The 23,468-nt window shown below is 38.6% G+C and carries 23 protein-coding genes; 6 read left to right on the forward strand and 17 right to left on the reverse strand.

Features of this window, described 5'->3' with window-relative positions; all coding sequences use genetic code 11:
• The 12 genes from BM327_RS08635 to mraZ are packed head-to-tail and all read right to left on the reverse strand — an operon-like array spanning nucleotide 1 to nucleotide 12,832.
• Nucleotides 1–792 (reverse strand): cell division protein FtsQ/DivIB, encoded by a 792-nt coding sequence (locus tag BM327_RS08635; RefSeq protein WP_090248380.1) that lies wholly within the window; start codon nucleotides 790–792, stop codon nucleotides 1–3.
• Nucleotides 789–2,144, reverse strand: a complete 1,356-nt coding sequence (gene murC, locus BM327_RS08640; protein ID WP_090248383.1) for a UDP-N-acetylmuramate--L-alanine ligase — start codon at nucleotides 2,142–2,144, stop codon at nucleotides 789–791. The genes BM327_RS08635 and murC overlap by 4 nt, the downstream gene beginning before the upstream one ends.
• On the reverse strand, nucleotides 2,141–3,238 hold the full coding sequence (gene murG / locus BM327_RS08645) for an undecaprenyldiphospho-muramoylpentapeptide beta-N-acetylglucosaminyltransferase (RefSeq protein WP_090248386.1): 1,098 nt from the start codon (nucleotides 3,236–3,238) through the stop codon (nucleotides 2,141–2,143). The genes murC and murG overlap by 4 nt, the downstream gene beginning before the upstream one ends.
• Nucleotides 3,235–4,416 (reverse strand): FtsW/RodA/SpoVE family cell cycle protein, encoded by a 1,182-nt coding sequence (locus BM327_RS08650; protein WP_139230314.1) that lies wholly within the window; start codon nucleotides 4,414–4,416, stop codon nucleotides 3,235–3,237. The genes murG and BM327_RS08650 overlap by 4 nt, the downstream gene beginning before the upstream one ends.
• A complete protein-coding gene (locus BM327_RS08655) occupies nucleotides 4,417–4,887 on the reverse strand; it encodes a hypothetical protein (RefSeq protein ID WP_090248392.1) in 471 nt (156 codons plus the stop codon).
• A 22-nt stretch (nucleotides 4,888–4,909) separates the two neighbouring features.
• Nucleotides 4,910–6,253 (reverse strand): UDP-N-acetylmuramoyl-L-alanine--D-glutamate ligase, encoded by a 1,344-nt coding sequence (murD, locus tag BM327_RS08660; protein ID WP_090248395.1) that lies wholly within the window; start codon nucleotides 6,251–6,253, stop codon nucleotides 4,910–4,912.
• A gap of 3 nt (nucleotides 6,254–6,256) precedes the next feature.
• Nucleotides 6,257–7,498, reverse strand: a complete 1,242-nt coding sequence (gene mraY / locus BM327_RS08665; RefSeq protein ID WP_090248398.1) for a phospho-N-acetylmuramoyl-pentapeptide-transferase — start codon at nucleotides 7,496–7,498, stop codon at nucleotides 6,257–6,259.
• A complete protein-coding gene (locus BM327_RS08670) occupies nucleotides 7,498–8,961 on the reverse strand; it encodes a UDP-N-acetylmuramoyl-L-alanyl-D-glutamate--2,6-diaminopimelate ligase (protein ID WP_090248401.1) in 1,464 nt (487 codons plus the stop codon). Before BM327_RS08670 ends, mraY begins: the two co-directional genes overlap by 1 nt.
• Nucleotides 8,961–11,060: a penicillin-binding protein gene (locus BM327_RS08675; RefSeq protein ID WP_090248403.1), complete on the reverse strand. Its 2,100-nt coding sequence runs from the start codon at nucleotides 11,058–11,060 to the stop codon at nucleotides 8,961–8,963. The genes BM327_RS08670 and BM327_RS08675 overlap by 1 nt, the downstream gene beginning before the upstream one ends.
• Nucleotides 11,061–11,471, reverse strand: coding sequence for an FtsL-like putative cell division protein (locus BM327_RS08680; protein WP_090248406.1), 411 nt, complete (start codon nucleotides 11,469–11,471; stop codon nucleotides 11,061–11,063).
• Nucleotides 11,464–12,384, reverse strand: coding sequence for a 16S rRNA (cytosine(1402)-N(4))-methyltransferase RsmH (rsmH, locus tag BM327_RS08685; protein WP_090248408.1), 921 nt, complete (start codon nucleotides 12,382–12,384; stop codon nucleotides 11,464–11,466). Before rsmH ends, BM327_RS08680 begins: the two co-directional genes overlap by 8 nt.
• Complete coding sequence (gene mraZ, locus BM327_RS08690; protein WP_090248411.1) at nucleotides 12,371–12,832, reverse strand: division/cell wall cluster transcriptional repressor MraZ; 462 nt, start codon at nucleotides 12,830–12,832, stop codon at nucleotides 12,371–12,373. Before mraZ ends, rsmH begins: the two co-directional genes overlap by 14 nt.
• A 267-nt stretch (nucleotides 12,833–13,099) precedes the next feature.
• On the opposite strand from mraZ, the gene yihA reads away from it, so the two are divergent.
• Complete coding sequence (gene yihA, locus BM327_RS08695) at nucleotides 13,100–13,711, forward strand: ribosome biogenesis GTP-binding protein YihA/YsxC (protein ID WP_090248414.1); 612 nt, start codon at nucleotides 13,100–13,102, stop codon at nucleotides 13,709–13,711.
• A 313-nt stretch (nucleotides 13,712–14,024) separates the two neighbouring features.
• On the opposite strand, the gene BM327_RS08700 is transcribed toward yihA, so the two are convergent.
• Nucleotides 14,025–15,035 (reverse strand): NAD-dependent epimerase/dehydratase family protein, encoded by a 1,011-nt coding sequence (locus tag BM327_RS08700; RefSeq protein ID WP_090248417.1) that lies wholly within the window; start codon nucleotides 15,033–15,035, stop codon nucleotides 14,025–14,027.
• Between the two features lie 215 nt (nucleotides 15,036–15,250).
• On the opposite strand from BM327_RS08700, the gene BM327_RS15875 reads away from it, so the two are divergent.
• The gene (locus BM327_RS15875) at nucleotides 15,251–15,427 is read left to right on the forward strand and encodes a hypothetical protein (RefSeq protein ID WP_170853720.1); all 177 of its coding nucleotides are present in this window, start codon (nucleotides 15,251–15,253) and stop codon (nucleotides 15,425–15,427) included.
• On the opposite strand, the gene BM327_RS08710 is transcribed toward BM327_RS15875, so the two are convergent.
• On the reverse strand, nucleotides 15,424–15,780 hold the full coding sequence (locus tag BM327_RS08710) for an MGMT family protein (RefSeq protein WP_090248423.1): 357 nt from the start codon (nucleotides 15,778–15,780) through the stop codon (nucleotides 15,424–15,426). The genes BM327_RS15875 and BM327_RS08710 overlap by 4 nt on opposite strands.
• The gene (gene trmB, locus BM327_RS08715; protein WP_090248426.1) at nucleotides 15,758–16,456 is read right to left on the reverse strand and encodes a tRNA (guanosine(46)-N7)-methyltransferase TrmB; all 699 of its coding nucleotides are present in this window, start codon (nucleotides 16,454–16,456) and stop codon (nucleotides 15,758–15,760) included. The genes BM327_RS08710 and trmB overlap by 23 nt, the downstream gene beginning before the upstream one ends.
• Nucleotides 16,457–16,500: 44 nt before the next feature.
• On the opposite strand from trmB, the gene BM327_RS08720 reads away from it, so the two are divergent.
• Nucleotides 16,501–17,481: a glycosyltransferase gene (locus BM327_RS08720; protein WP_090248429.1), complete on the forward strand. Its 981-nt coding sequence runs from the start codon at nucleotides 16,501–16,503 to the stop codon at nucleotides 17,479–17,481.
• Here BM327_RS08720 and BM327_RS08725 read toward each other — a convergent pair.
• Both BM327_RS08725 and BM327_RS08730 read right to left on the reverse strand, forming a co-directional pair.
• The gene (locus BM327_RS08725; RefSeq protein WP_090248432.1) at nucleotides 17,469–18,518 is read right to left on the reverse strand and encodes a sensor histidine kinase; all 1,050 of its coding nucleotides are present in this window, start codon (nucleotides 18,516–18,518) and stop codon (nucleotides 17,469–17,471) included. The genes BM327_RS08720 and BM327_RS08725 overlap by 13 nt on opposite strands.
• A 68-nt stretch (nucleotides 18,519–18,586) precedes the next feature.
• Nucleotides 18,587–19,261, reverse strand: a complete 675-nt coding sequence (locus BM327_RS08730; RefSeq protein ID WP_170853721.1) for a response regulator transcription factor — start codon at nucleotides 19,259–19,261, stop codon at nucleotides 18,587–18,589.
• A 388-nt stretch (nucleotides 19,262–19,649) separates the two neighbouring features.
• On the opposite strand from BM327_RS08730, the gene BM327_RS08735 reads away from it, so the two are divergent.
• The 3 genes from BM327_RS08735 to ppk1 all read left to right on the forward strand — a co-directional run bounded on the left by BM327_RS08735 (nucleotide 19,650) and on the right by ppk1 (nucleotide 23,411).
• A complete protein-coding gene (locus BM327_RS08735; RefSeq protein ID WP_090248438.1) occupies nucleotides 19,650–20,627 on the forward strand; it encodes a LuxE/PaaK family acyltransferase in 978 nt (325 codons plus the stop codon).
• 28 nt (nucleotides 20,628–20,655) lie between these two features.
• Nucleotides 20,656–21,189 carry a hypothetical protein gene (locus BM327_RS08740; protein ID WP_090248440.1) on the forward strand — a complete coding sequence of 178 codons (534 nt, stop codon included), beginning with the start codon at nucleotides 20,656–20,658 and terminating at the stop codon, nucleotides 21,187–21,189.
• Between the two features lie 170 nt (nucleotides 21,190–21,359).
• Nucleotides 21,360–23,411 (forward strand): polyphosphate kinase 1, encoded by a 2,052-nt coding sequence (ppk1, locus tag BM327_RS08745; RefSeq protein ID WP_090248443.1) that lies wholly within the window; start codon nucleotides 21,360–21,362, stop codon nucleotides 23,409–23,411.
• Nucleotides 23,412–23,468 lie beyond the last annotated feature (57 nt).

A 23,468-nucleotide genomic window follows, 5' to 3' on the forward strand; every position in this document is an offset into this window, starting at 1 on the left:
TTATTTTTTCTTTCCTACAATTTGTTCCTCAAACCTCAAGTCTATGCTTTCGTATTTTTCCCATCCTTCGTAAGGGATGATTTCATCGTAAAATATCTTGAGTTTGTTAAACTTTTTATCAACTTCTTCGTCACTTTGCGCTAAACCAAAAACTATTTCCTGATTTCCTACGCGTGGTATGAGTTTGAAACCCTTGTTGTTATCATAGTGCAATTGGGTAAACAAAGCATTGAAAAAGGTACTATTACAAACATACTTTGAAATACGGTACAAATCATCGAGCTTGCTTATAGTTATTAAACTGTCGTTGTTAATTAAGCGTTTATAACTCGCATTCTCCATGGTTAATTCGTCTAACCCCGTGGCTATCAATACATGAGCTGGGAAATCTGAAAGCTGCATAGCTTCTCCTTTGTCGTCTATATAGAAGCCAGAATTGCCCTCTGGTAACACCCTTACAATGGGTCTTCTTATTTGAACATCTATCTCCCAATTTCCACCTAAATTGGTGTAAACATTTACACTGTCAACCACATTTAATTTCTGTATGTAAGCTTCTATGTTTTTAATTTTTAAGCTATCAACTGTGGTGTTTTCATTCCATAATCCTGCTCTTTTTAACTGTGTGAGTAATTCTTCTTCTGTTAAAAAGGACATACCCGGATGTTCGTGTATGTGCATTTTTGGAGTGCTGGTTTTCTTTTTACTTACGCTGTATTGACTCGCAACTAAAAGTACAAGCACAGCAGCTGCAAATATGCTCCATAGTGTTGTTCTTAACCAAGGCTTCATGATAGTTTCGCTTTTAAAGGTTGTATCAATCTGTCTATATCTCCAGCACCTATGGTTAAGTACACGGCGTTGTCTTCTATCGCTAAGGCATCAAGAAGATCTTCTTTAGCTAGAAGCCGCTTGGTTGTATTTGTGGTTTTTTGGAGCAAAACTTCACTCGTTATACCTGGTATAGGTTCTTCTCTTGCAGGATAAATTGGTAGTAAAATCAATTCATCTAAACGACTCAATTCTTGCGCAAATTCCTCCATGAAGTCTTGTGTGCGTGAAAATAAATGAGGTTGAAAAATCCCAATGATCTTTTTTTCGGGGTAAAGGAGCTCTATGGATTTCAATAGAGCCTTTACCTCCGTTGGATGATGCGCGTAATCATCTATATATATCCTATTATCTGTTTTAATGTGGTATTCAAATCTTCTCTTAACCCCTTTGAAACTCGAGAGTCCATTTCTTATTTCCGTTTCACTTAAGCCTAAGAATTGACAAAGAGCGATAATTGCTGTTGCGTTTTCTGCGTTATGAATACCTGGAATTCCCAATTCTATATTTTCCCAAGTTTTGTTTTGGAAGTGGTAATCGAAAAGGAATTTACCCTTAACGTACCTTAACTTGTCACTATATACTTTAGCCTTTTGGTTTACGGCATAGGTGAGTGTTTTGCCTGGTCCTGAAACTTCCGTGTCAACTTGTTGGATCAACAAGCCGGCCGGACTAGTTAAATCGCAGTAAGCTTGAAAATTTTCCTTCAAGGTTTCGGCGTCCCCATAGATGTCTAAATGATCGGCATCAGTAGAGGTGATGATAGAAGCAAAGGGTTTTAACTGTAAAAATGAACGGTCGAATTCATCGGCTTCTACTACAGTGTATTCGCTAGTAGGATGAAGTATTAAATTGCTGTTGTAGTTGGAGCTGATTCCACCTAGAAAGGCATTACATCCTAAATGTGATTGTTGTAAAACATGAGCAAGTAGGGTGGAAGTTGTCGTTTTTCCATGAGTACCTGCTACACCTAAACCTTTGCTGCTTTGCGTTAACAAGCCCAGTGCTTTAGATCGCTTAATTATAGTAAAGCCTGCTTGCTCTAAGGCGATTAATTCACCTAAATGCTTGTTCACCGCTGGGGTGAAAATTACCAGTGTTTCTGCTTTGTTAAGTTCTTCCAGTAAAGCTTCTCCCTTGTCGTGGTAGTGAATTGCTATGCCTTCTTGACTCAGGGTTTGGGTGAGTTCACTCTCCGTTTTGTCGTAACCACTTACCACAAATTTATTGACATGAAAATAACGGGCTAGTGCCGACATACCTATGCCACCTATTCCTAAAAAGTAGATATGTTTAAAATCTTCTATTCTCATGCTTTCAAATCCATCAATACTTGAACGATATCTTGTGTTGCGTTTGGTCGTGCCAACGCTTTTAAGTTTCCTTTTAATTTATTTTGGAAGGCTGGGTTGTTGAGTAGTTGTAAGCTCAAGGGTATCAATTCTTCAACGGCTGTGTTGTCTTTTACCAATAATGCAGCACCTTCATTTACCAAAGAATTTGCATTGTGGGTTTGGTGGTCTTCTGCCACATTAGGAGAAGGTACCAAGATGCTAGGTTTACCAACCAGAGCTATTTCCGAAACCGACAAGGCACCTGCGCGAGAGATAATAACATCTGCTGCGGCATAGGCCAATTGCATTTCCGGTATAAAATCGGTTAAAACGATATTGCTGTATTTGTTGGTGTCAACTTCTTTGCTTAGTCTTTCTTTGTAGAATTTACCACATTGCCAGATGACTTGTACATCGGCTTTGTGTAGGCTGTCTAAATGTTTTTGAACACTATTGTTTAAGGTGAGTGCGCCTAAACTTCCGCCCAAAACTAATATCGTTTGTTTATCCGTAGAAAGGTTGAAGCTTTTCAAGGCGAGTTCTCTTTTACCTTCTATAGCTGCTACTTCAGTTCTTACTGGGTTACCCGTAAAAACGATTTTGTTAGCAGGGAAAAAGCGTTCTAACCCTTTGTGGGCAACGCATATTTTATTGACCTTCTTTGAAAGGTAGATGTTTGTTTTTCCAGGAAAAGAATTTTGCTCTTGTACAACACTTGGTACTCCCAAACGAGTTGCGGCAATCAAGGTTGGAGCAGATGCATAACCACCTACACCTACAACCACATCGGGTTTGAAATCTTTAATAATCTTTTTAGCCATGAAGTAAGACTTTAAAATCTTAAAGGGCAAAGCAAGATTACTTAAGGTAAGTTTGCGCTGTAAACCACGAATGGGTAAACCAATGATTTTGTAACCGGCAGCTGGAACCTTTTCCATTTCCATTTTGCCTTCGGCACCCACAAAGAGAATTTCTATGTTGGGGTTTTGTTCCTTTAAACCATTAGCGATGGCAACGGCAGGGAATATATGTCCACCCGTTCCTCCTCCTGATATAATTGCTTTTTGTATCATTCTGCTATGCTGTTTTTAAGTGTAGGAGAGGATACTACTTTTCCTTTGTTTTGTTGGTTGGCAATAGATTGAACTATACCAACGGCAGCGCACGCTGTTACCATAGCAGAACCTCCCATGGCTAAAAAAGGAATGTTCTGTCCGGTAACAGGTATGATGCGCGTGCATACCAACATATTTATGGAAGCCTGTAACATTAACAAGGAACCAATTCCAATACACACATAGGTATGGAAGAGTTTATCGGCTTTGAGTCCAATTCTAAATATGCGGTACATCAAACTCATATAGAGTAAGATTAATATTACGGCCCCGAAAATTCCGAATTCTTCTACAAATGAAGAGAAGAAAAAATCGGCGTATGCTTCGGGTAAATATTCTTTGAGTCGACCTTTACCCACACCTTCTCCAAACAAACCACCAACGTGTATGGCAAGTTCGGCATTAATGGCCTGGGCATTTTCTATAATACTGGTTTCTTCTCCAAAAGCTTTGGTGTAACGAGATACCCAAGTGTCCAGTCGTGGAATTAATTCTATGTCTGGTTTGAGGGCAAAGTGCAGTAGTACGGCGATGGATACCAATCCTAAACCACCGGCGACTAGCACACCTATTCTCTTTAAAGGATACTTTCCTACAAATAACAAAAGGAAGGCAATCGTAGCCAATAATACGGCTGTTGAGAAGTTGTCTTTAAATATTAAACCACAGATTACTACTATGGCAGAAGCGATAGGTACGAAGCCTGTTTTCCAATCTAAAAAGTTGTCTTTCTTAACAGCAAGTTGCTTGGAGATGTAAAGTATTAAAGCCAATTTGGCAAAGTCTGAAGTTTGGAAAGTTAACCCTACTATAGGGATTTTTATCCATCTACTTGCGTTGTTAATCGTTACCCCGAAAAAGAAGGTAAAGATGAGCAGGAAGACGGCCATGATGAGTCCGAACTTCGAAAGTTTAGAAAAATATTTAGGGTCTAAGCGATGTAAATAGTACATCACAGCAATACCTATCACGATATAAATAACGTGTTTAAAGAGGTATTTGAAGGGTGATCCTCCTTCTGTTTTTACCAAGATGGGAACAAAAGAGAATACACAAACCAAAGAGATGAGCATGAGCAAAAAGACGATAATCCATATCCCCTTGTCACCTCCTAAATATTTTAATACTGACTTCAATTATTGGTTGTCTTTTAAATAGTTCAAGAAAGTTGTTTCCATTTCCTTTGCCTGTTTCCCTAATCCAGGAGCAAAGAATACGGTATTTCCTTCGTGGGCTACTTTAGTTAACATTTCACAAGCTTCTAAAATGTCGTTTTTACGTGTGAAGAAGGTAACTTGTGCTTCTAAATCGTATCTAAACTTTTTATTGGCTTGTCCGAAAGAAATAATCGCTTCTACCTCTTGGCTTAACCACGGTCTTTCTTCGTTAAAATCGTGTTCTAGATCACTACTCATGATCCAGATTACAGGATTGTCTAATTGTTTTAAGGCTTCAAAACATTCATTTAAATTGGCACCCGACCAAGAGTATATTTTCATACCTCTAAAATCTTCGTGTTGTGTTAAATGCTTGTTAGCTTCCTTTAATGCGTTCTGACGTGCAGAAAGTAAACTATCCTGCAAGGTCTTTTTATCTAGTTTTTGCATGACGTTACGTTTTAATGTGTTTTTATAATGCTCTCACGGCATCTTTAAATTGGTTACCTCTGTCTTCGTAGCTTTCGAATAAATCGAAACTTGCACAAGCTGGAGATAACAATACGATTTCATCTTTCTTTGCTAATTGGTATCCAAAACCAACTGCTTCCATAGCAGATTTTGCTTCTACTATCGTTTCAATTTTTCCTTGGAAAGCCTCAATGATTTTTGAGTTGTCAACTCCCAAGCAAATAATAGCTTTCACTTTGTCTTGAACAAGTTCTGCTAACTCTTCGTAGTTGTTTCCTTTGTCTACACCACCAACGATCCAAACAGTTGGTTTTTCCATGCTTTCTAAGGCGTACCAAGTAGAGTTTACGTTGGTTGCTTTTGAGTCATTGATGAATTCAATACCGTGAACTTTGGCTACGAACTCCAAACGGTGTTCAACGTTTTTGAAATCAGATAAACTCTCTCTAATTGTTTCTTTTCTAATGTCGAGGATTCTTCCTGCGATCCCTGAGGCCAAGCTGTTTTGAGTATTGTGCTTGCCTTTCAATGCTAAATCGTGAATAGACATAGTGAATTGGTTTTTTATTGTTATTGTTATTTGTTGTTCGTTTGCGTGTGCTCCTTGCGTTTGTTCTTCTTTTAAAGAGAAAGGAGCGAGCTGAGCTTTGGTGTTTGTTAGTGCCAAGTGCTCAGTGATGATAGGATCATCTGCATTGTAGATGAACCAATCGTTTGCTGTCATGTTTTGTAGAATTCTAAACTTCGATGCCGTGTAGTTTTCCATTTTGTAATCATACCTGTCTAAGTGATCTGGTGTGATATTTAATAGTATGGCAATGTCCGCTTTGAAGTCGTACATGTCATCCAATTGGAAACTGCTCAATTCTAACACGTAGTACTCGAATTCGTCAGCTATGACTTGTTTGGCCAAACTTTGACCGATGTTTCCAGCTAATCCTACATTAAGTCCTGCCTTTCTTAAAAGGTGATGCGTTAAAAGGGTAGTGGTAGTTTTTCCATTGCTACCGGTAATGCATATCATTTTTGCTTGTGTGTAATAACCTGCAAATTCAATTTCAGATATGATTTTAATTCCTTTTGCTACCGCCTTTTGAATGATAGGTGCTTTGTGTGGAATACCTGGAGATTTCACAATTACATCACTCGTTAAGATGATATCTTCTGAATGTTGTTCTTGCTCAAATTGTATGTTGTTGTTTGTTAGTTCTTGTTGGAATTTATCCTTGATTTTACCGAAATCTGAAACAAAAACATTCCACCCCTTAGCTTGTGCTAAAAGTGCAGCGCCCACTCCGCTTTCGCCTGCGCCCAAAATGCTGATATGTTTGTTTGTTCCGTTCACGGTTTATCTCAATTTCAAGGTTACTATCGTAATTACTGCTAAGAGTATCCCTACGATCCAGAAGCGCGAAACTATTTTAGCTTCGTGTATTCCTTTCTTCTGGTAGTGGTGGTGAAGTGGGGCCATGCGTAAAATGCGTCGACCTTCACCGAATTTCTTTTTGGTGTATTTGAAGTAGCTAACCTGTAGTATTACTGAAGCGTTCTCTATGATAAAAATTCCACATAATACAGGGATTAATAATTCTTTACGGATAGAAATGGCAAATACTGCGATGATACCTCCTAGGGCTAAGCTTCCTGTGTCTCCCATGAAAACTTGTGCTGGGTAAGAGTTGAACCATAAAAATCCTATACAAGCTCCTACAAAGGCAGAGATGAAGATTACCATTTCTTCTGCAAAAGGGATGTACATCACATCTAAGTAATCTGCGAACTTTAAGTTAGAACTTACATAGGCCAATACAGCTAGTGCCAATCCTATGATGGCTGAACTTCCTGTTGCTAGTCCGTCTAATCCGTCTGTCATGTTGGCTCCGTTAGAAATAGCTACAACGATGAAGATGACCAATAGGGTGAAAAGCCCAAATCCTATCCAAACATTATCACTTAAAAGCGAGTAGTTAACCTCGTTGTTCTTTACGAAAGGAATGGTTGTGGTCTTGTCTGTTGTCATGATCCACTTGTTGTCTGTTCCTTTGTTAAACTCTGCGTGTTTGTCGGTAACGTCCACTTCGTTTGCAGCAAGAACGTACTGACTGTCTACTTTCTCGTGTGCCTTAACATCAGGGTGGAAGTAAAGAATAGATCCTACAATAACTCCTACACCGATTTGACCTATGATTTTGAATTTTCCTGCTAAACCTTCTTTGTTCTTTTTGAAAACTTTGATGTAGTCATCTAAGAAACCTATCAACCCTAACCAAACCGTTGCAATCAACATGGTGATGACGTAGATGTTGTGAAGTTTCGCAAATAATAAAGTAGGGATTAAGATGGCGCTTAAAATGATAAGTCCACCCATTGTTGGAGTTCCTTCTTTTTCTTTTTGTCCCTCTAAACCTAAGTCTCTTACAGATTCTCCAATTTGTTGCTTTCTCAATGCATTAATGATGCGTTTTCCGAAGATCATAGAAATGATCAAACTCGTGATTAATGCAGCGGCTGCTCTAAAGGAGATGTAGTCGAATACACCGGCTCCAGGGAAGTCAATTTCGTTGAGGTATTGAAATAAATAGTATAACATTACTTGTCAAGTTTTTTAAATAATTCTTTCGTAATTGCCATGTCGTCAAAATCATGTTTAACGCCATTGATTTCTTGGTAGGTTTCATGACCTTTCCCAGCTATCAAAATGATGTCGTTGGGTTGTGCCATGCTGATTGCTGTCTTAATCGCTTCTTTACGGTTGGTAATGGAGAGGGTCTTTTTGTAGTGCTGACCTTCCACTCCCGTCATCATTTCTTCAATGATGGTCTCTGGATTTTCCGTTCTCGGATTGTCTGAAGTAATCACAACTTTATCACTGTTCTCACAAGCAATACCTGCCATTAAAGGACGCTTTGTTTTGTCTCTATCTCCACCGCATCCTACTACCGTAAAAACCGTTTCGTTTTTCGTTCTGATGTTGTTGATTGTTCCCAAGACATTGGCCAAGGCATCTGGCGTATGCGCGTAGTCTACAATGGCAATAATTCCACTTTCACTTTTGGTGTATTGGAACCTTCCGTCTACACTTTCTAGCGTGCTTAATTGTGTCAATACTTCCAGCTCGTCTTCTTCCAAAGTAATTGCAATTGCATATACTAAAAGCAAGTTGTAAGCATTGAAGTCACCAATTAATCTCGACCATAATTCCGTACCGTTCATGTTTAAAACCAGTCCTGTAAATTGGTTTTCCAACACTTTAGCTTTGAAGTCAGATACAGACTTTAAACTGTAGCTTAATTTCTTAGCTTTCGTGTTTTGTAGCATTACAGCCCCGTTTTTATCGTCGAGGTTAGTGATGGCAAATGCCTCTTTGCTTAAGTGATCAAAAAAGCTCTTTTTAACGTTGATGTATTCCTTAAAGGTTTTGTGGTAATCCAAATGATCGTGTGTGATATTTGTAAAACCACCTACTTTAAAGTCTAAACCTGTTGTTCTGTGCTGGTGGATGGCATGCGAGCTTACTTCCATAAAACAGTGCGTGCATCCTTCTTCTACCATTTGTGCTAAAAGGGCGTTCAAACCTACAGCGTCTGGGGTAGTGTGTGTAGAAGGAATTTCTTTGTCTCCTATTTTATTTACAACAGTTGAAAGGAGTCCTACTTTATATCCAAGCTGGGTAAATAACTTGTGAAGTAGGGTAGTGCACGTTGTTTTACCGTTTGTTCCTGTAATACCAACCAAGGTGAGTTTTTTACTCGGTTCATCGTAGAAATTGTTGGCCATTAAAGCCAAGGCTTGATGAGAGTCTTTTACCTGTATGTAGTTTACGCCTTCAGATGTTTCTGTTGGAATTGCCTCACAGATGATAGAAGTACAGCCTAATTCTATTGCTTTAGAGATGTAATTGTGTCCGTCAACTGTAAATCCTTTGATGGCAACAAAAACAGTATTGGCTGTCGCTTTTCTGGAATCGAAAACGATAGCTTCAATCGCCACATCTGTGCTACCTATCACTTGGATGAGGTTTACACCGTATAATATGTCTCTTAACTGTTGCATTACTTTAATTCTATTTCTATGATTCCACCTACTACTGCGGCGCTACCAGGGGCAAGGCTTTGAGTAATTACTCGTCCTACACCTTTTGATCTTACTTTTAATCCTGCTTGTTCAAGAAGGATGACAGCATCTTTAAGTCCCATTCCTATTACTTTTGGGACAAGGCTTTTTTGTATTTCAGCCGTTCTGAATTCAACTCCGTTTGTTTGTTGGAAAGTTCTAACCCATTCTTGAGAAGTGCTTCCTTCTGTGCGGATGTGTAATTCGTCTAATACGTGTTTTAATTCATACCCATTTCCACTTTTTGTGACAGGAGTATCAAACTTTCCACTGCCTTGGTTGATGGCATCTTGGTATTGTAAACTTGTACTGTAAACTTTATCGGCAATCTCGGCAAACACGGTTCCGGATACTGAAGCTCCATAGATGTCATTTGTTGGTGCACTTACTACAACTATACATGAGTAAACTGGGTTTTCTGCCGGGAAGTAGCCACAGAAAGAGGCAATGTATTTTTGGTCGCCTATTTCTCCGTACCCTTTGTTTCTGTTTGCAATTTGAGCTGTACCTGTTTTTCCAGCTAGTTTAAAGAAGGATTTGCGCAAGGCTCTACCTGTACCGTGTTCTACTACACCTGATAGGCATTTTTGCAAAGCGTCTATTGTCGGTTGACTGCAAATTTTCTCTCTTAAAACAATAGGTTCATATCTCTTAATTACTTCGTTACCTTGACGAATTTCAGAAACAAATTGAGGTTTCATGAATTTCCCGTTGTTAGCCACCGCATTATAAAAAGCCAAAGTTTGAAGTGGTGTTTGCTGTACCTCGTAACCTATAGACATCCATGCAATAGAACCACCCCACCATTGTGGTGTTCCAGGTCTGTTAATCATAGGTGCTTTTTCACCGGCGATATCTATGCCTAAGGGTTCTGTTAAACCAAATTGGTCTAAGCGCGATAGGAATTGCTCAGGTTCATTTCTGTAATTGTCGAATATGATTTTTGAGATAACGTTAGACGACTTCTCAAAGGCACGTTGAATCGTGATTTTACCGTAGCCCCATTTGTTGTCATCGTTCAAAGCTCTATCGTAGTACTGGTATCTACCCACTGCGTTAACTGTATCCGTCAATTTAATTTTATCATCTTCCAAAGCCGCCATTAGTGATGCAAGTTTGAAAGTTGAACCCGGTACTTCTATCGTTCCTATTGCGTGGTTGTAGGATTCAGAATATCCGCCATCTCTGTTTTCTTCCAAGTTCACCATGGCTTTGATGAATCCTGTTTTCACATCCATTACTATGGCACAACCGTATTTACCTCCTTTGGTTTGAAGTTGGCGCAACAATTCTGTGTGGGCCACTTCTTGTATGTCTTTGTCTATGGTGGTAACTACATCTGCACCATCTTGTGTTTCTTTGGTGATAGGACCTGTGGTTTTCCAAGAATTTGAAATCTTTTGTTGGATGATTTCTCCATTTTGACCTTGCAAATACTCATTAAATGCACCTTCAATTCCCACCTCTAGGGTGTCGTCTTCTCTGTAGCGCACGTAACCCAAAGTTCTTTTTAATAGGTCTTCGTGAGGCTTTTGACGAATAATGATTTCCTCTTGGTCTATGATTCCCCCCTTGTATTTACCTAGTTTGAAAATAGGGAGTGCACGCAATTTTTTACGTGTGTCATTGGTTACCCTTCTTTGAATACGGCAATACTGGTTTTTTCTTGCGCGTTCTCTAGAAAGGTATTCTCTCCATTCTCGAGCTGATTTTTCAGGGAATAACTCAGCTAATCCTTTTGAAAGTCCTTCTATGCCTTCTCTCCAAACATCTTCCTTGATGACTTTGGTATCCATGTAGATGTCGTAGAACGAAACAGAAGTAACAAGTGGACTTAAGTTAGCGTCCAAAATCTCACCTCTTCTCGGGATGATTTCAGCAGTTTTGAATTCGATTTTTTCTGAAGAGGATACAAAAAGGTTGGTTCTACCGTCTTTGTAGATCATGAAAGATTTAACAATAACTGTCAACATGATAGCTACAAACCCGAAGTAAATCAGATAGGTTCTTAAAACTATATGTTTGTTGTTCTTGTCCATTTATTCTCTCTCTTCCTTTTTTATTCTTACAACCTTGGTAGGTTTTCTTGTTTCTTTTAATCCTAGTGGTGTTAGTTTGTCTACTAAAACCTGTCTTCTTGTTTCTTCTTCTAACTTGGCTTTATTTTCTACATAGTCAGAGGTCATTTGATTGAGCTCTTTTTCCATGTTGCTGGTTTCCTTTGCCAGTTGGTTTACATAATATCCTTTACCTACTATAAGTATGAGGAGCATTACGATGAACACGATGTACGTCAGATTATTCAGTACAAAGTCTTTCGTTAAGAAGTCCCCGTTGATGATTTGCATGAAAGTTTTGGAGCTTTCACCTAAGGGCTTTCTGCTGCTCTTCTTCTTTTTCTTCGGGTCTTCTTTTTGAACCTCTTCTTTATTTTGGTATTCGTTAATCATCGTTGCGTTCTGCTATTCTTAGTTTGGCGCTACGCGAGCGATTGTTTAACTCTAATTCCTCTTCTGTTGGTGTGATGGGTTTTCTTGTTACCTCTGTAAAGGGTTTTAAGATGTTCCCATAAAAGTCTTTTTCTATTTTGCCGTCAAAGCTTCCGCGCTTCATGAAGTTTTTTACCAATCTATCTTCTAAAGAGTGGTAAGACATAATAACAAGTCTTCCTTGTGGTTTTAAAACTTCTGTTGTTTGTGCTAAGAATTTCTCCAACACATCCATTTCGTTGTTTACTTCTATTCTTATGGCTTGGTAAATCTGTGCTAAGAATTTGTTTTCTTTTCTAGCAGGAGCGATAGGTAGGAGTATTTCATTTAATTCTCCTGTAGTTTCTATTTCTTTTCTAGAGCGTGCTCTACAAATTGTACCTGCTACTTTACCTGGTGATTTTACTTCGCCATATTTTCTAAGGATGGAAATCAATTCGTCCTCTTCGTAGGTATTCACAATGTGCTTGGCGTCTATGTCGCTAGATTGGTTCATTCGCATATCTAAAGGATAATCTCCTCGGATGCTAAAACCTCTGCTTCCTTCATCGAATTGGTGAGAAGAAACACCTAGGTCGGCCAAAATACCGTCTACTTGCTTGATGCCTAAAAGGCGTAAGTGATTTTTGATGAAGGCAAAGTTGCTGGCTACGAAATCAAAGTTTTTCGCGTCCCAAGCATTTTTCTTTGCGTCTGGATCTTGGTCGAAAGAAATTAAACGACCTGTAGTTAATTTTTCGAAGATAGCTCTTGAATGCCCTCCGCCACCGAAAGTAACGTCAATGTATGTTCCTTCAGGGTTGATGTTTAACCCGTCCAAACATTCTTGTAACATTACAGGATTGTGGTATGTATAGTCTTTATTCTGTGTCATCTCCAAATTCACCCATTACTTCATTTGCCAAATCAGCAAAATCTGCCATGTTGTCTTCAATCATGCTGAAGTACTTAGCTTTGTCCCAAATTTCCACTCTATCGTTGTAAGCGATTAACACCAATTCCTTTTTCAATCCAACTTTTTCCATTTGCGCCACAGGAATTAATATTCTCCCTGCTTTGTCTAAGTTGATTTGCTTTGCTCCTTGGTGAAAGAGTCTGTAAAACATTCTGTTTTGCGGTTTGAACAAGTTTAGCTTGCTCAGTTTAGCGCTTAATTTCTCCCATTCGTTCATCGGAAAAAGTGTAAGGCACTCCTCAAAACCTTTGTTTAACATGAAATTTTCTTGGGCAGCAGGAGAAAGTTGCTTCCTCAAATCTGATGGAAACATGAAACGACCTTTGGCGTCCATTTTTACTTCATATTCTCCTACTAATCCTGCCATGACAGTTTATAATGGGTAAAAATACTGGAAAAAATACCACATTTTACCACTTTTCTACCATTGTTGATAACTTGATACGGTAGATGACAAAATAAAGTTTCAATTAATATTTAAAAAGTCCTGTTTTTCTTGGGTTTTAGTGAAAATATAGGTTGGTGGTAGAAAGTGGTAGTAAAATGTCAATGTTGAAAAATATGTGGGAGAAAATGGGAGGAGAAGGAGGGAGGTGCACGACGAAAATTTTAATACTTTTGCAGAAAAAATTCTATGATAATCAAGGATGCGAAATTTGTGATCAGTAATACAGACCTAGATAAGTGCCCAACGCCGGATAAGGCTGAGTATGCGTTTATTGGAAGGTCGAATGTGGGGAAATCATCTTTGATTAACATGCTGACCAACAATGGGAAATTGGCCAAAACTTCTGGGCGACCAGGGAAGACGCAATTGATCAATCACTTCTTGATTAACGACGAGTGGTATTTGGTTGATTTACCAGGGTATGGTTTTGCTAAAGCATCGAAAGAGAGTAGGTTTAAGTGGACACAGTTTATTCAAGATTATTTGATGAACAGAGAAAACTTGTTGAATACTTTTGTTTTATTGGATGCGCGTTTACCACCTCAGAAGATAGATTTGGAATTTATGAACTGGTGTGGACATAATGGAATTTCATTCTCCATGGTTTTTACGAAAATTGATAAGTTGTCGAGCACTGCTTTGCAAAAGAACTTGGCTGTTTACCGCAAGGAAATGTTAAAAGTATGGGAGGAGTTACCACCTGTATTTACAAGTAGTTCTACTTCTAAGTTTGGTAGAGAAAAAATCTTGAACTACATCGATCAGATTAACGTGTTATACGCGGAAAGTAAAAAATAAATTAAAGGTCAGTGCTCCCAACAGGGACAGTATTGGCATGAAGTGATAAAGGGCTTTAAAGGCACTTGGTTAAAGCTTAGCGACTACCAGAAGCTAAATTTAACGTAGTGCGTTTTTAGCTCTTTTTTGCTTTATATAAAGGATGGCCCGGCCGTTGGCCTAAAGAGGACAATTTAAAGATTTAAGAATTTAACCATTTAAAGATTCGCCCCTTGATGGTTCGACTTTGCTTACTTCGACATCGCTCAGCACAACGCACCACAACGCTTCATTGGATAAGCTCCTTATTTAAGGAAGCAAAGCATCAAAGTACTTATAGTTTTCCTTTTACGGCGTTTTCTAGCATTTCATCTAGGGTGTAAAACTTATAGTCTATCGCTTGCTTAATTTTCTCGTTGCTGAATACTGCTGTTGCGTAGGTATTGGCAATGGAATCTTTGGTGAGGACGGGAGGGGTAAAAGTGAAGAAGCTTAAAAGTTTTGCTGCTCGCCAGGCTATGTTTGCCAAAGTTCTAGGGAGGGCAATGCTAGGTGCTTTTGTACCGAGGTGTTTGGCCGCAGTTTTCATCATTTCTTTGAAGCTGGTATTTGCTCCCACGCACAAATAGCGCTCGGCAGTGATGTTGCTTTCCATTAATTGGACCATGATGTTGGCCACATCTCTAGCGTCTACAAAGGCATTGCTTCCAGGAGGGTAAAACTTCATGCCTTTTTGTAAAGTTTTGAGTATGGTTAAAGAGCTTTCGTTCCAGTCACCTGGGCCATATACCACACTAGGGTTAACAATCACTGCATTTAAACCTTCTTCTATGCCGCGCCATACTTCCTTTTCGGAAAGATGTTTGGTCATGGAATAACCACTTACGGGTATATCTGGATTCCATTTTGAAGTTTCATCTATAGGGATGGTGCTTTCTTTAACGGGTTTACCCACGGCTGCAGTGGAGCTTACATGACACATTTTTTTAATGCCGTGCTTTAAAGCCATGTTAACCAAATTTGCTGTTCCACCACGGTTAATTTCTACCATGCTCCTGAAGTCCTTTTTCTGATAAGAAACTTTGGCGGCACAATGGTAGATGTAGTCAACATCTTGAATTTGTTCTTCGAGTTCTGGTAGATCTAAAACATTACATTCTACCCATGAAATTTTTTCAAAAAGCGCATCGCCTTCTTGTGGGTTGTAGAAGTTAAACAGGGCTTTAACGCGGCTGATTTTAGACGCATCTCTATACAGAGCACGTATGCTCGTGTTGGTACTTGTAGATAATTTGTAAAGGAGGTGACTCCCTATTAAACCGCTGGCGCCTGTGACTAAAATCATGCGGTAAAATTAAGGAAAACTCCTAAAGATTGCGTTGTAAGCGAAAGAGTTTGTTGGAAGATTTCGTGTATTCGTCTAAAAAAGATGGCCGTTAAAAGACTTTCTTTTTTTAGTTGAAAAAAAGGCCTTAAATTTAAATTATGCAAACTAAACTATTGATCATAGGTCTCCTATTGGCTTCTACCTACTCCTGCCAATCAGAATATGACCGCCAGATGGAAAAGGCGAGAGCCCACATGAAATCTGTAGAGCTCATGGCTAAACAAGAACGGCAAATTTTAGAAATGGAAGCATTGATGCGCGAGGTGGACAGAGACATCGCAATATGTGCGGAAATGTCGGGCAACAAACGATTGTTTCTAGAAGAACTGGAATACGTTTCGGAAAATTAAAGTTTAAGTTCGAGAGCGGGGTCCCAAAAGAGTGTTTTGAATTCTTGCACGGTGTCATTTTTCACCGCAACTCCCTCTGCCTGTAATTTATCTTCCATGGCCGTGGGTGTTTCGAAATGCATTTTCCCTGTAAGCATTCCGTTTCTATTTACCACTCTGTGTGCTGGTATGTGGGGCATTCCGTGTGCGTTGTTCATTGCCCAGCCTACCATACGGCTTGAGCGTGCAGCTCCTAAATACTTAGCAATGGCACCATAGCTGGTAACCCGCCCATAAGGGACGAGTTCTACCACTTGGTACACCCGATCAAAAAAATCGGCGTTTTTTTCGCTAAGCTTTATCGTTTTGCTCATCGTGAATTAAGAATTTACAGTATTTGATCTGGTGACCTCTTTCTGTAAATAATTGTTCGTAGTGTGTTTTAATGTGCATGATATCGTGCACTTCTTCTGGCAATTGATCTACGTCTCCGTATAAATCCCAAGTTAAGAAAAGTTGTTTGTAACCGTGTTCTTTTATTTCTTCCTCCGTAGATTCAAACAACACATCACTATCTGTTTTTAGGTGAACAATTCCTCCTGGTTTTAAGATTTGTCTATATCTATCGATGAAGAATTTAGAAGTCAACCTTTTGTTTGGCTTGTTAGGTTGAGGGTCGCTAAAAGTCAACCAAATCTCATCAACTTCATTTTCGGCAAAGAAAGAAGTAATGAAATCAATTTTGGTACGCAAAAAAGCAACGTTTGTTAAACCTTCAGCTACACATTCTTTGGCTCCCACCCACATACGGGCTCCTTTAATGTCAAGTCCAATAAAGTTTTTATCGGCATATTTACGCGCTAATCCTACGGAGTATTCTCCTTTACCACAACCTAATTCTAAAATGATAGGGTTGTCGTTTTTGAAATATTTCTCTCTCCACTTTCCTTTCAATTCAAATGCATTTTCTTTGACCTCGTGCATAGAGGGTTCGAATACATTTGCCATTTCCTTCATTTCATTAAAGCGACGTAACTTGTTCTTTGCCATTTTTTCCTATTTTGGAGCTGCAAAAATAGAAATCTTCCAAGGATTTGAACGAAAGTATTTCAACTATCACACATCAAACAGTATTATTTAGTCCTTTAAACTGGGGATTGGGTCATGTTTCTCGTAGTGTTCCACTGCTTAAGCAACTCATAGAACAGGGAAATGAGATTATCGTATGCTGTAATTTAGACCAAGAAGATTTCTACCGAGCTTACTTTCCTGAACTTTGGTATGTTAGTCATAAGGGATATCCTTTTAAGTTTGAAGGCAAGGGGTCTTTTATGAAGGATGTGTTTGTGAATTACTTTCAATTAAAGCACAGGTTGGATGTTGAATTGGAAGAGGTGAAGGCGCTTGTTAAAGTGTTTACGCCTGATATCATCATTAGCGATCAGCGCTTTGGTTTTCGCCACCGAAAAGTGAAGAGTGTGATTATCTCTCACCAGTTGCGTTTGAATTTACCCAAGTATGCTTTTCTAGGACAGTGGATCAATAAAAGGTTTTTAAAGAAGTTTGATGAGGTTTGGGTACCTGACGACGAGTTGAATTTGAGTGGTGACTTGTCTGTTTCCAAACTCGCGCACAAACGTATAGGTATTTTGAGTCGCTTTCAGCACGAGGTAGAGACCCAAGCGGTGAAATATAAATACTTGGTGATTGTAAGTGGACCTATGCCTTATGCCAAAGATTTCTTGCTGGAAATGAGTGAACGTTTGTCTGTTTGTGAAGGCAAGCATGCTGTTATAGCCGGTTTGGATGCTTTCGATTATGAGGCGACCAAAGATAATGTGGACGTGTACTATCAACCCAACCAAGAATGGATGGAGCGTTTGTTTGGAGAAGCGGAAATTGTGATTTCTAGAAGTGGATATTCTACACTGATGGATTTAATTCGACTAAAGCGTAAGGCTATATTAATACCCACGAAAGGACAAAGCGAGCAAGAATATTTGGCCAAGCACAATGCCCAGCGCAAACAATTTACCTTTGTTACCGAAGAAGAGTTTAAAAATTATCCTCTTTGATTTCTAGCTCTGGCTAAAGTGAAAGAAAAAGTAGAACCCAATCCTTTTGTAGAGCGAACATTGATCGATTGATTGTGAGATTCTATAATGTGTTTCACAATAGAAAGTCCTAAACCAGACCCGCCTTCATTTCTGTTTCTACTTTGTTCAACACGGTAGAATCTTTCAAAAATACGCGGTAGTTTTTCTTCTTCTATACCTGGACCGTCATCAGCTACCTCACACATAATGGCATCTTCTAAAGGGAAGAAACGTATGATGGTTTTGCCGTTTTCATTTCCGTAGAAAATAGAGTTGCTAATTAAGTTGGTCAATACTTGAGCAATCTTGTTTCTATCTGCGTTTACGTAAATAGGGTCGTATTTTTTATTGAAAGCAATGCGTATGTTTTTCTCTTGAGAAGGAATTTCTAAAGATTCCATTACTTCTTCTGCCAAATCAACAATGTCAAAGTTTTTAAAGTTAAACTCAACGCGGTCCACCTCCATTTTGGTAATAGAGTCCAAATCATCCAAAATACTAGCTATTCTATCTGTTGCTTTTGAAGCGCGTTCTAAGAATTTTCGGTTCACGTTTTCATCCTCTAAACCTCCTTCTAAAAGCGTTAAGATATAACCTTGTATACTGAAGATGGGAGTCTTTAACTCGTGGGCCAAGTTTCCTAAAAATTCTTTTCTAAAAGCTGCTTGCTCTTTAAGTTTACTGATTTCCTTGTTGCGCTCCAGTGCCCATTCGTTGGTATCCTTCGCCGCTTGGTCCAAAATGTCACCGTAAATGGTAATGTTGGGGTCGTCGTGGTGGAGTTTTCCTTTACGTATGGTTCTGTACAGTATTTTGATTTTGTTCGAAATGAACTTGGTAATCAAAATTTGAAAAATGAAAAAGCAGAGTAGACCTATACCAAAGGCTATGACTATCATTAACTCCAGCTCCAATTGTGCTTTTGGAGCTAAAAACAAGTACATGGCAAGAAAGCCGATTAGTCCTACTAATACACTTCCTATAAAAATCAGTTGATATGGTTTAATACTTTTCATGGGCGGCAAAAATAGTTTGCCCTTAAATGCGTTGCTACTGTTCTGTAAAGACTTAACAATAAGATAAACTAGGCGATGAATTTGTAGCCAACACCTTTAACGGTTTGTATGTAGTCAGCCCCAATCTTTTCGCGTAATTTTCTTACGTGCACATCTATGGTTCTGTCTCCTACCACTATTTCATTTCCCCAAACAGTATCTAAAATAATTTCTCTTCCAAATACTTTCTGTGGTTTTGAAGCCAAGAGTGAGAGCAATTCGAATTCTTTTTTTGGAAGGTGAAGCTTTTTCCCTTTTAAGATTACCAAGTATTGTTCTCTGTCTATGATTAAATCTTCGTTGATTTCTGTGTTTTCTTCCTCCGTAGGCGTCATTCCACCACGTCGCAAAAGGGCATTGATGCGAGAGATGAGTACTTTAGGTTTAACAGGTTTTGAGATGTAGTCATCACCCCCCATGTCTAAACCAGCAATTTGACTATAGTCTTCGTTTCTTGCGGTTAAGAAACAAATTACCACATCGTTGTACGCATTGTTTTTTCGGATGATTTCACAAACTTCCATTCCGTCCATTTCTGGCATCATTACATCCAAAAGGATGAGGTCGGGTTTGCTTTCTTTGAGTTTTTCCAAACCTACTTTTCCATTTTCGGCAGTACTTACTTCAAATCCTTCTTTGATCAAATTGTATTGTATCAATTCTCTGATATCTTCCTCGTCATCTATTATAAGTACCTTCTTCATGCTCATCCTTTTTGCTAATTTAATACAAATCTAATAATAAGTTAAGCTCCATTATTGGAATCTAAAATTGATGATGAATAAAGTGCTGTTGATAAATGGAATGTTAAACTGTTAGCTTTGGATGATTATATGCAAGCATACTACAATATCCGTAGGTGTAAGTGGATTTACCGTGTTAAACACTCTTTGAATGCTACCATTTTACCTAGGTAATTATTTTTAATTTTTTCCTTTTACATCTACAAATCTTGTATATCTTTGTGGCAGTAGTAGTAGGTTAGGTTGATTAGTGTAACGAGAGCTTTGGACGCCCGTCCGATAGCTCTCGTTTTTTTTGTGCCTTGTTTTTTAAGACTCTATTATCTTTGTTTTAATTCAAAAACACATCATGCAAGATATTGCTGAACGCATATTTTCTATTCAAACCCCAGCAGAATTTGAAACTTGTGCCTTGGAGGTATTTAAACATCAATACCAGCACAATAAGGTGTACCGAAAGTTTTGTGATTTATTGGGTAGAACGCATCCTAAAAACATAGAAGAAATTCCGTTTTTACCCATTTCTTTTTTTAAAACGGAAAGGGTAGTATGTGATTATGTACAAACACAAAAGGTTTTTAAAAGTTCAGGTACCACGGGTATGGTGCGTTCGGAACATCATGTTCACGATTTAAGTTTGTACGAAACTTCATTTATGAAGGCCTATACCTCTTTTTTAGGGGACGTTAAAGATCATGTGGTAATTGCCTTATTGCCGAGTTATGTTGCGCAAGGAGAGTCTTCTTTGTTGTATATGGTAGATCATCTCATACAGGCCAGTGGGAATGAATCTTCTGGGTATTTCTTAGACGATATAGCACACTTAGAAAATCATATATCAAAAATTAGAACAGAACAACCCAAGAAAAGGGTAGTACTCTTTGGGGTGAGTTATGCTTTGCTAGATTTTGCAGATCTAAAACCTAATTTAGAAGGTTGTGTGGTAATAGAAACGGGGGGTATGAAAGGTCGCCGAAAGGAGATGCTCAAGGAAGAATTACACGATGTATTGAGCAAAGCATTTAATATTCCTGTCATTTCTTCGGAGTATGGAATGACAGAGTTGCTCTCACAGGCCTATAGCGTTGAAGAGCAAATATTTAAGTCGCCACCCTGGATGGATGTTAGAATTAGAGCGGTGAGTGATGCACTATCGTTTAATAAAAAGGGTAAAACAGGCGGTGTAAATGTGATAGATTTAGCTAATTTGCACAGCTGTAGTTTCATTGCTACACAAGATTTAGGGAAGCGCGTAGAAGGTGGTTTTAAAATCTTAGGTAGATTTGAAAATAGTGATATTAGAGGTTGTAACCTTTTGGTGCAATAATTGATTACAAAACGAAAAATAACATAGAATGAAAAGGGTATTAGGTATAATGATGTTGGTGCTGGTCTTAAGTTCATGTGCCACTAGAGAAGCTTACACAAATGCAATTAGAGATGAATGGAATTTAACAGATGCCTCTAAAATGAAGGGGGTGCAGTTTTATACTTCCGATTATATAGAGCTTGTTCGCCAGAAAAGTGAAGGTGTGAAAACCACAGAGTCTGATGGTTCTTTGGTGAAAAGTGAAAACACAACTTCTGATCGTATTATTATTCCTGCAAGAACCAAATGTGTTTTTGATGGTTACGGAGAAAACGGAGAAATCATTATTCGTTTCGAACCCGGAGCAGGTAGGGTGCTAAGGTTTGCCATGAAGGAAAATACTACCCTAGATAAGTATTACTTTGTAGCCGTATGGAAAAATGGTAAAGGCTTGGTTGAATACGGTAATGAGGAATACGAAGCTACAGCAGCAAGTGCCAGAGCTTACTTAGTAGTGAAGCTTCAAAAATGGAAAAAAGAGAAAAGAAAAGATAGAGTGGTGAGAGGTATGAAAGTATAAGCCGCTTTAAAAGATAGAGAAGTCCCCAATGTGTTGGGGACTTTTTTTATGGAAAATTTTCAAGTTTTATTAGGGCATTGTTACCAAAAAGTAACTTTTAAATTAACTTTAGAAAAAGTCCGACAAGTGAAAGCATAAGTTTTCAATCTTTGCGGCTTTACAGGTAGACTATGGATTTAATCAATAGAGAATTAAGTTGGTTGTCATTTAACCAACGTGTGTTGCAGGAAAGTTTAGATAAATCGGTTCCCTTGGTGGAGCGTATACGCTTTTTAGGAATTTACTCCAACAACATGGATGAGTTTTTCCGTGTGCGTGTAGCTACCATACACAGAATGATTGCTTTGCGTAACCGTAAAGTGGAAGGCTATGAGGGGTCTCCATCTGCACTCTTGGATGAAATTCAAACTACCGTAAAAAGACAACGACGTGTTTTCGAATTGTCTTACGCCCGCATTTTAAAAGAGTTGGGAGAACAAGGCTTTACACAGGTTAATGAAAATACGGTAAGCGAAGAGAACAAAGAATTCTTGCATGAGTATTACCGCAATGAGCTCAAAAGAGATATAGTTCCCATCATTTTAGGAACAAAAAAGAAGTTTCCTCGCTTAAAGGATGATGGAATTTATTTGGCGGTGAAGTTTTGTCAGAACGACAAAGAAAAGCAACACTATGCCTTGATACAAATTCCTTCTTCGCACCCGCGATTTATTACTTTACCTACCACAGAAGGAAAGCAAAATGTAATATTGTTGGATGATGTAATTCGTTTGCACCTAAGCAACATCTTCTCCATCTTTAAATTCGATGAGATCAAAGCTTATACCTTTAAGTTTACCCGTGATGCTGAAATTACTTTGGATGATGATATCTCTATTTCCATGATGGAGAAAATGGAGGAGAGCATCAAGCAACGTAAAAAGGGATCGCCCATACGTTTTGTGTATGATCAAAATATGCCGGGTGACTTACTTAAGTTTTTGTTGAAATCCTTAGGTATAGAAAAGTACGACCATCAAGATTCTGGGAGTCGTTACCACAATTTTAAAGACTTCATGAAATTCCCTGATTTTGGTATCAAGGAATTTACCTATGAGCCTTTGCCACCTTTAGAACATCCTGTGTTAAGAGATTCAAGATCTGTTATTAAAACGGTAATGAAGCAAGATGTTTTGTTGCATTATCCTTACCAGAAGTTTGATTATTTGGTAGACCTGTTGCGAGAAAGTGCCATTGATCCGAAAGTGTTGAGTATAAAAATCAACATCTACAGGGTGGCACCGAGATCTCAGGTGATTAATGCCTTGCGTGTGGCCATACAGAATGGAAAAAGTATTACCGTTGTGGTGGAGCTTCAAGCACGTTTTGATGAAGAAAACAACATGTATTGGGCCAACAAATTAAGAGAGCATGGTGCACGTATTATCTATGGTGTGCCTGGACTTAAAGTTCACTCTAAGCTCATACAAATTACCCGTATGGTTGGGCGTAAAAAGCAATTGGTGGCCCATGTTGGTACAGGGAACTTCCATGGTGGAACTGCAAAGATTTATGGAGATTATGGCTTACTTACCGCAAATCCTTTAATCACCAATGAGGTAGAGAAAGTATTTAACCTTTTGGAAAACAACATAGAAAGAGGTTTGTACCGTAAGCTCTTTGTTTCGCCTTTTAATACGCGTCGTAAATTCATCAATCTCATTAACAGAGAGGTGAAAAATGCCAAGCGTGGATTACCTGCATACATCAATATTAAATTGAACAACCTTGTTGATAAAAAGTTGATACAAAAGCTTTATGATGCGAGTCAGGCAGGAGTAAAGGTGCGACTCATTATCCGTGGAATTTGCTGTATAGTACCTGGTGTAAAAGGGAAGAGTGAAAACATAGAGGCAATTAGTATTGTTGATCGCTACTTGGAACACGTGCGTTATTTTTCTTTCTGTAACAATAACCATCCAGAACATTACCTTTCTTCTGCAGATTGGATGACACGAAACTTAGACAAGCGTATAGAGGTAACAGCTCCTATCTTGGATAAAAGCATACAGCAAGAAGTAGCTGATATTTTTGAAATTCAATGGCGCGACAATCAGAAAGCGAGAATATTGGATAAAACCCAAGCCAATAAGTATAGAGTTGTAGAAGGTGAATTACACCGATCACAATCAGAAATCTATGCGTATTATCAAAATAAATTAGAAAGGGATAAGGAAGTATAATTCTACTTTTTTGCGTAAAATTTTCATGTTAGTTTTTGAGGTATTGCCGAAAAAATA

The organism is Lishizhenia tianjinensis (assembly GCF_900116425.1).
Classification (GTDB): Bacteria; Bacteroidota; Bacteroidia; order Flavobacteriales_D; family Crocinitomicaceae; genus Lishizhenia; species Lishizhenia tianjinensis.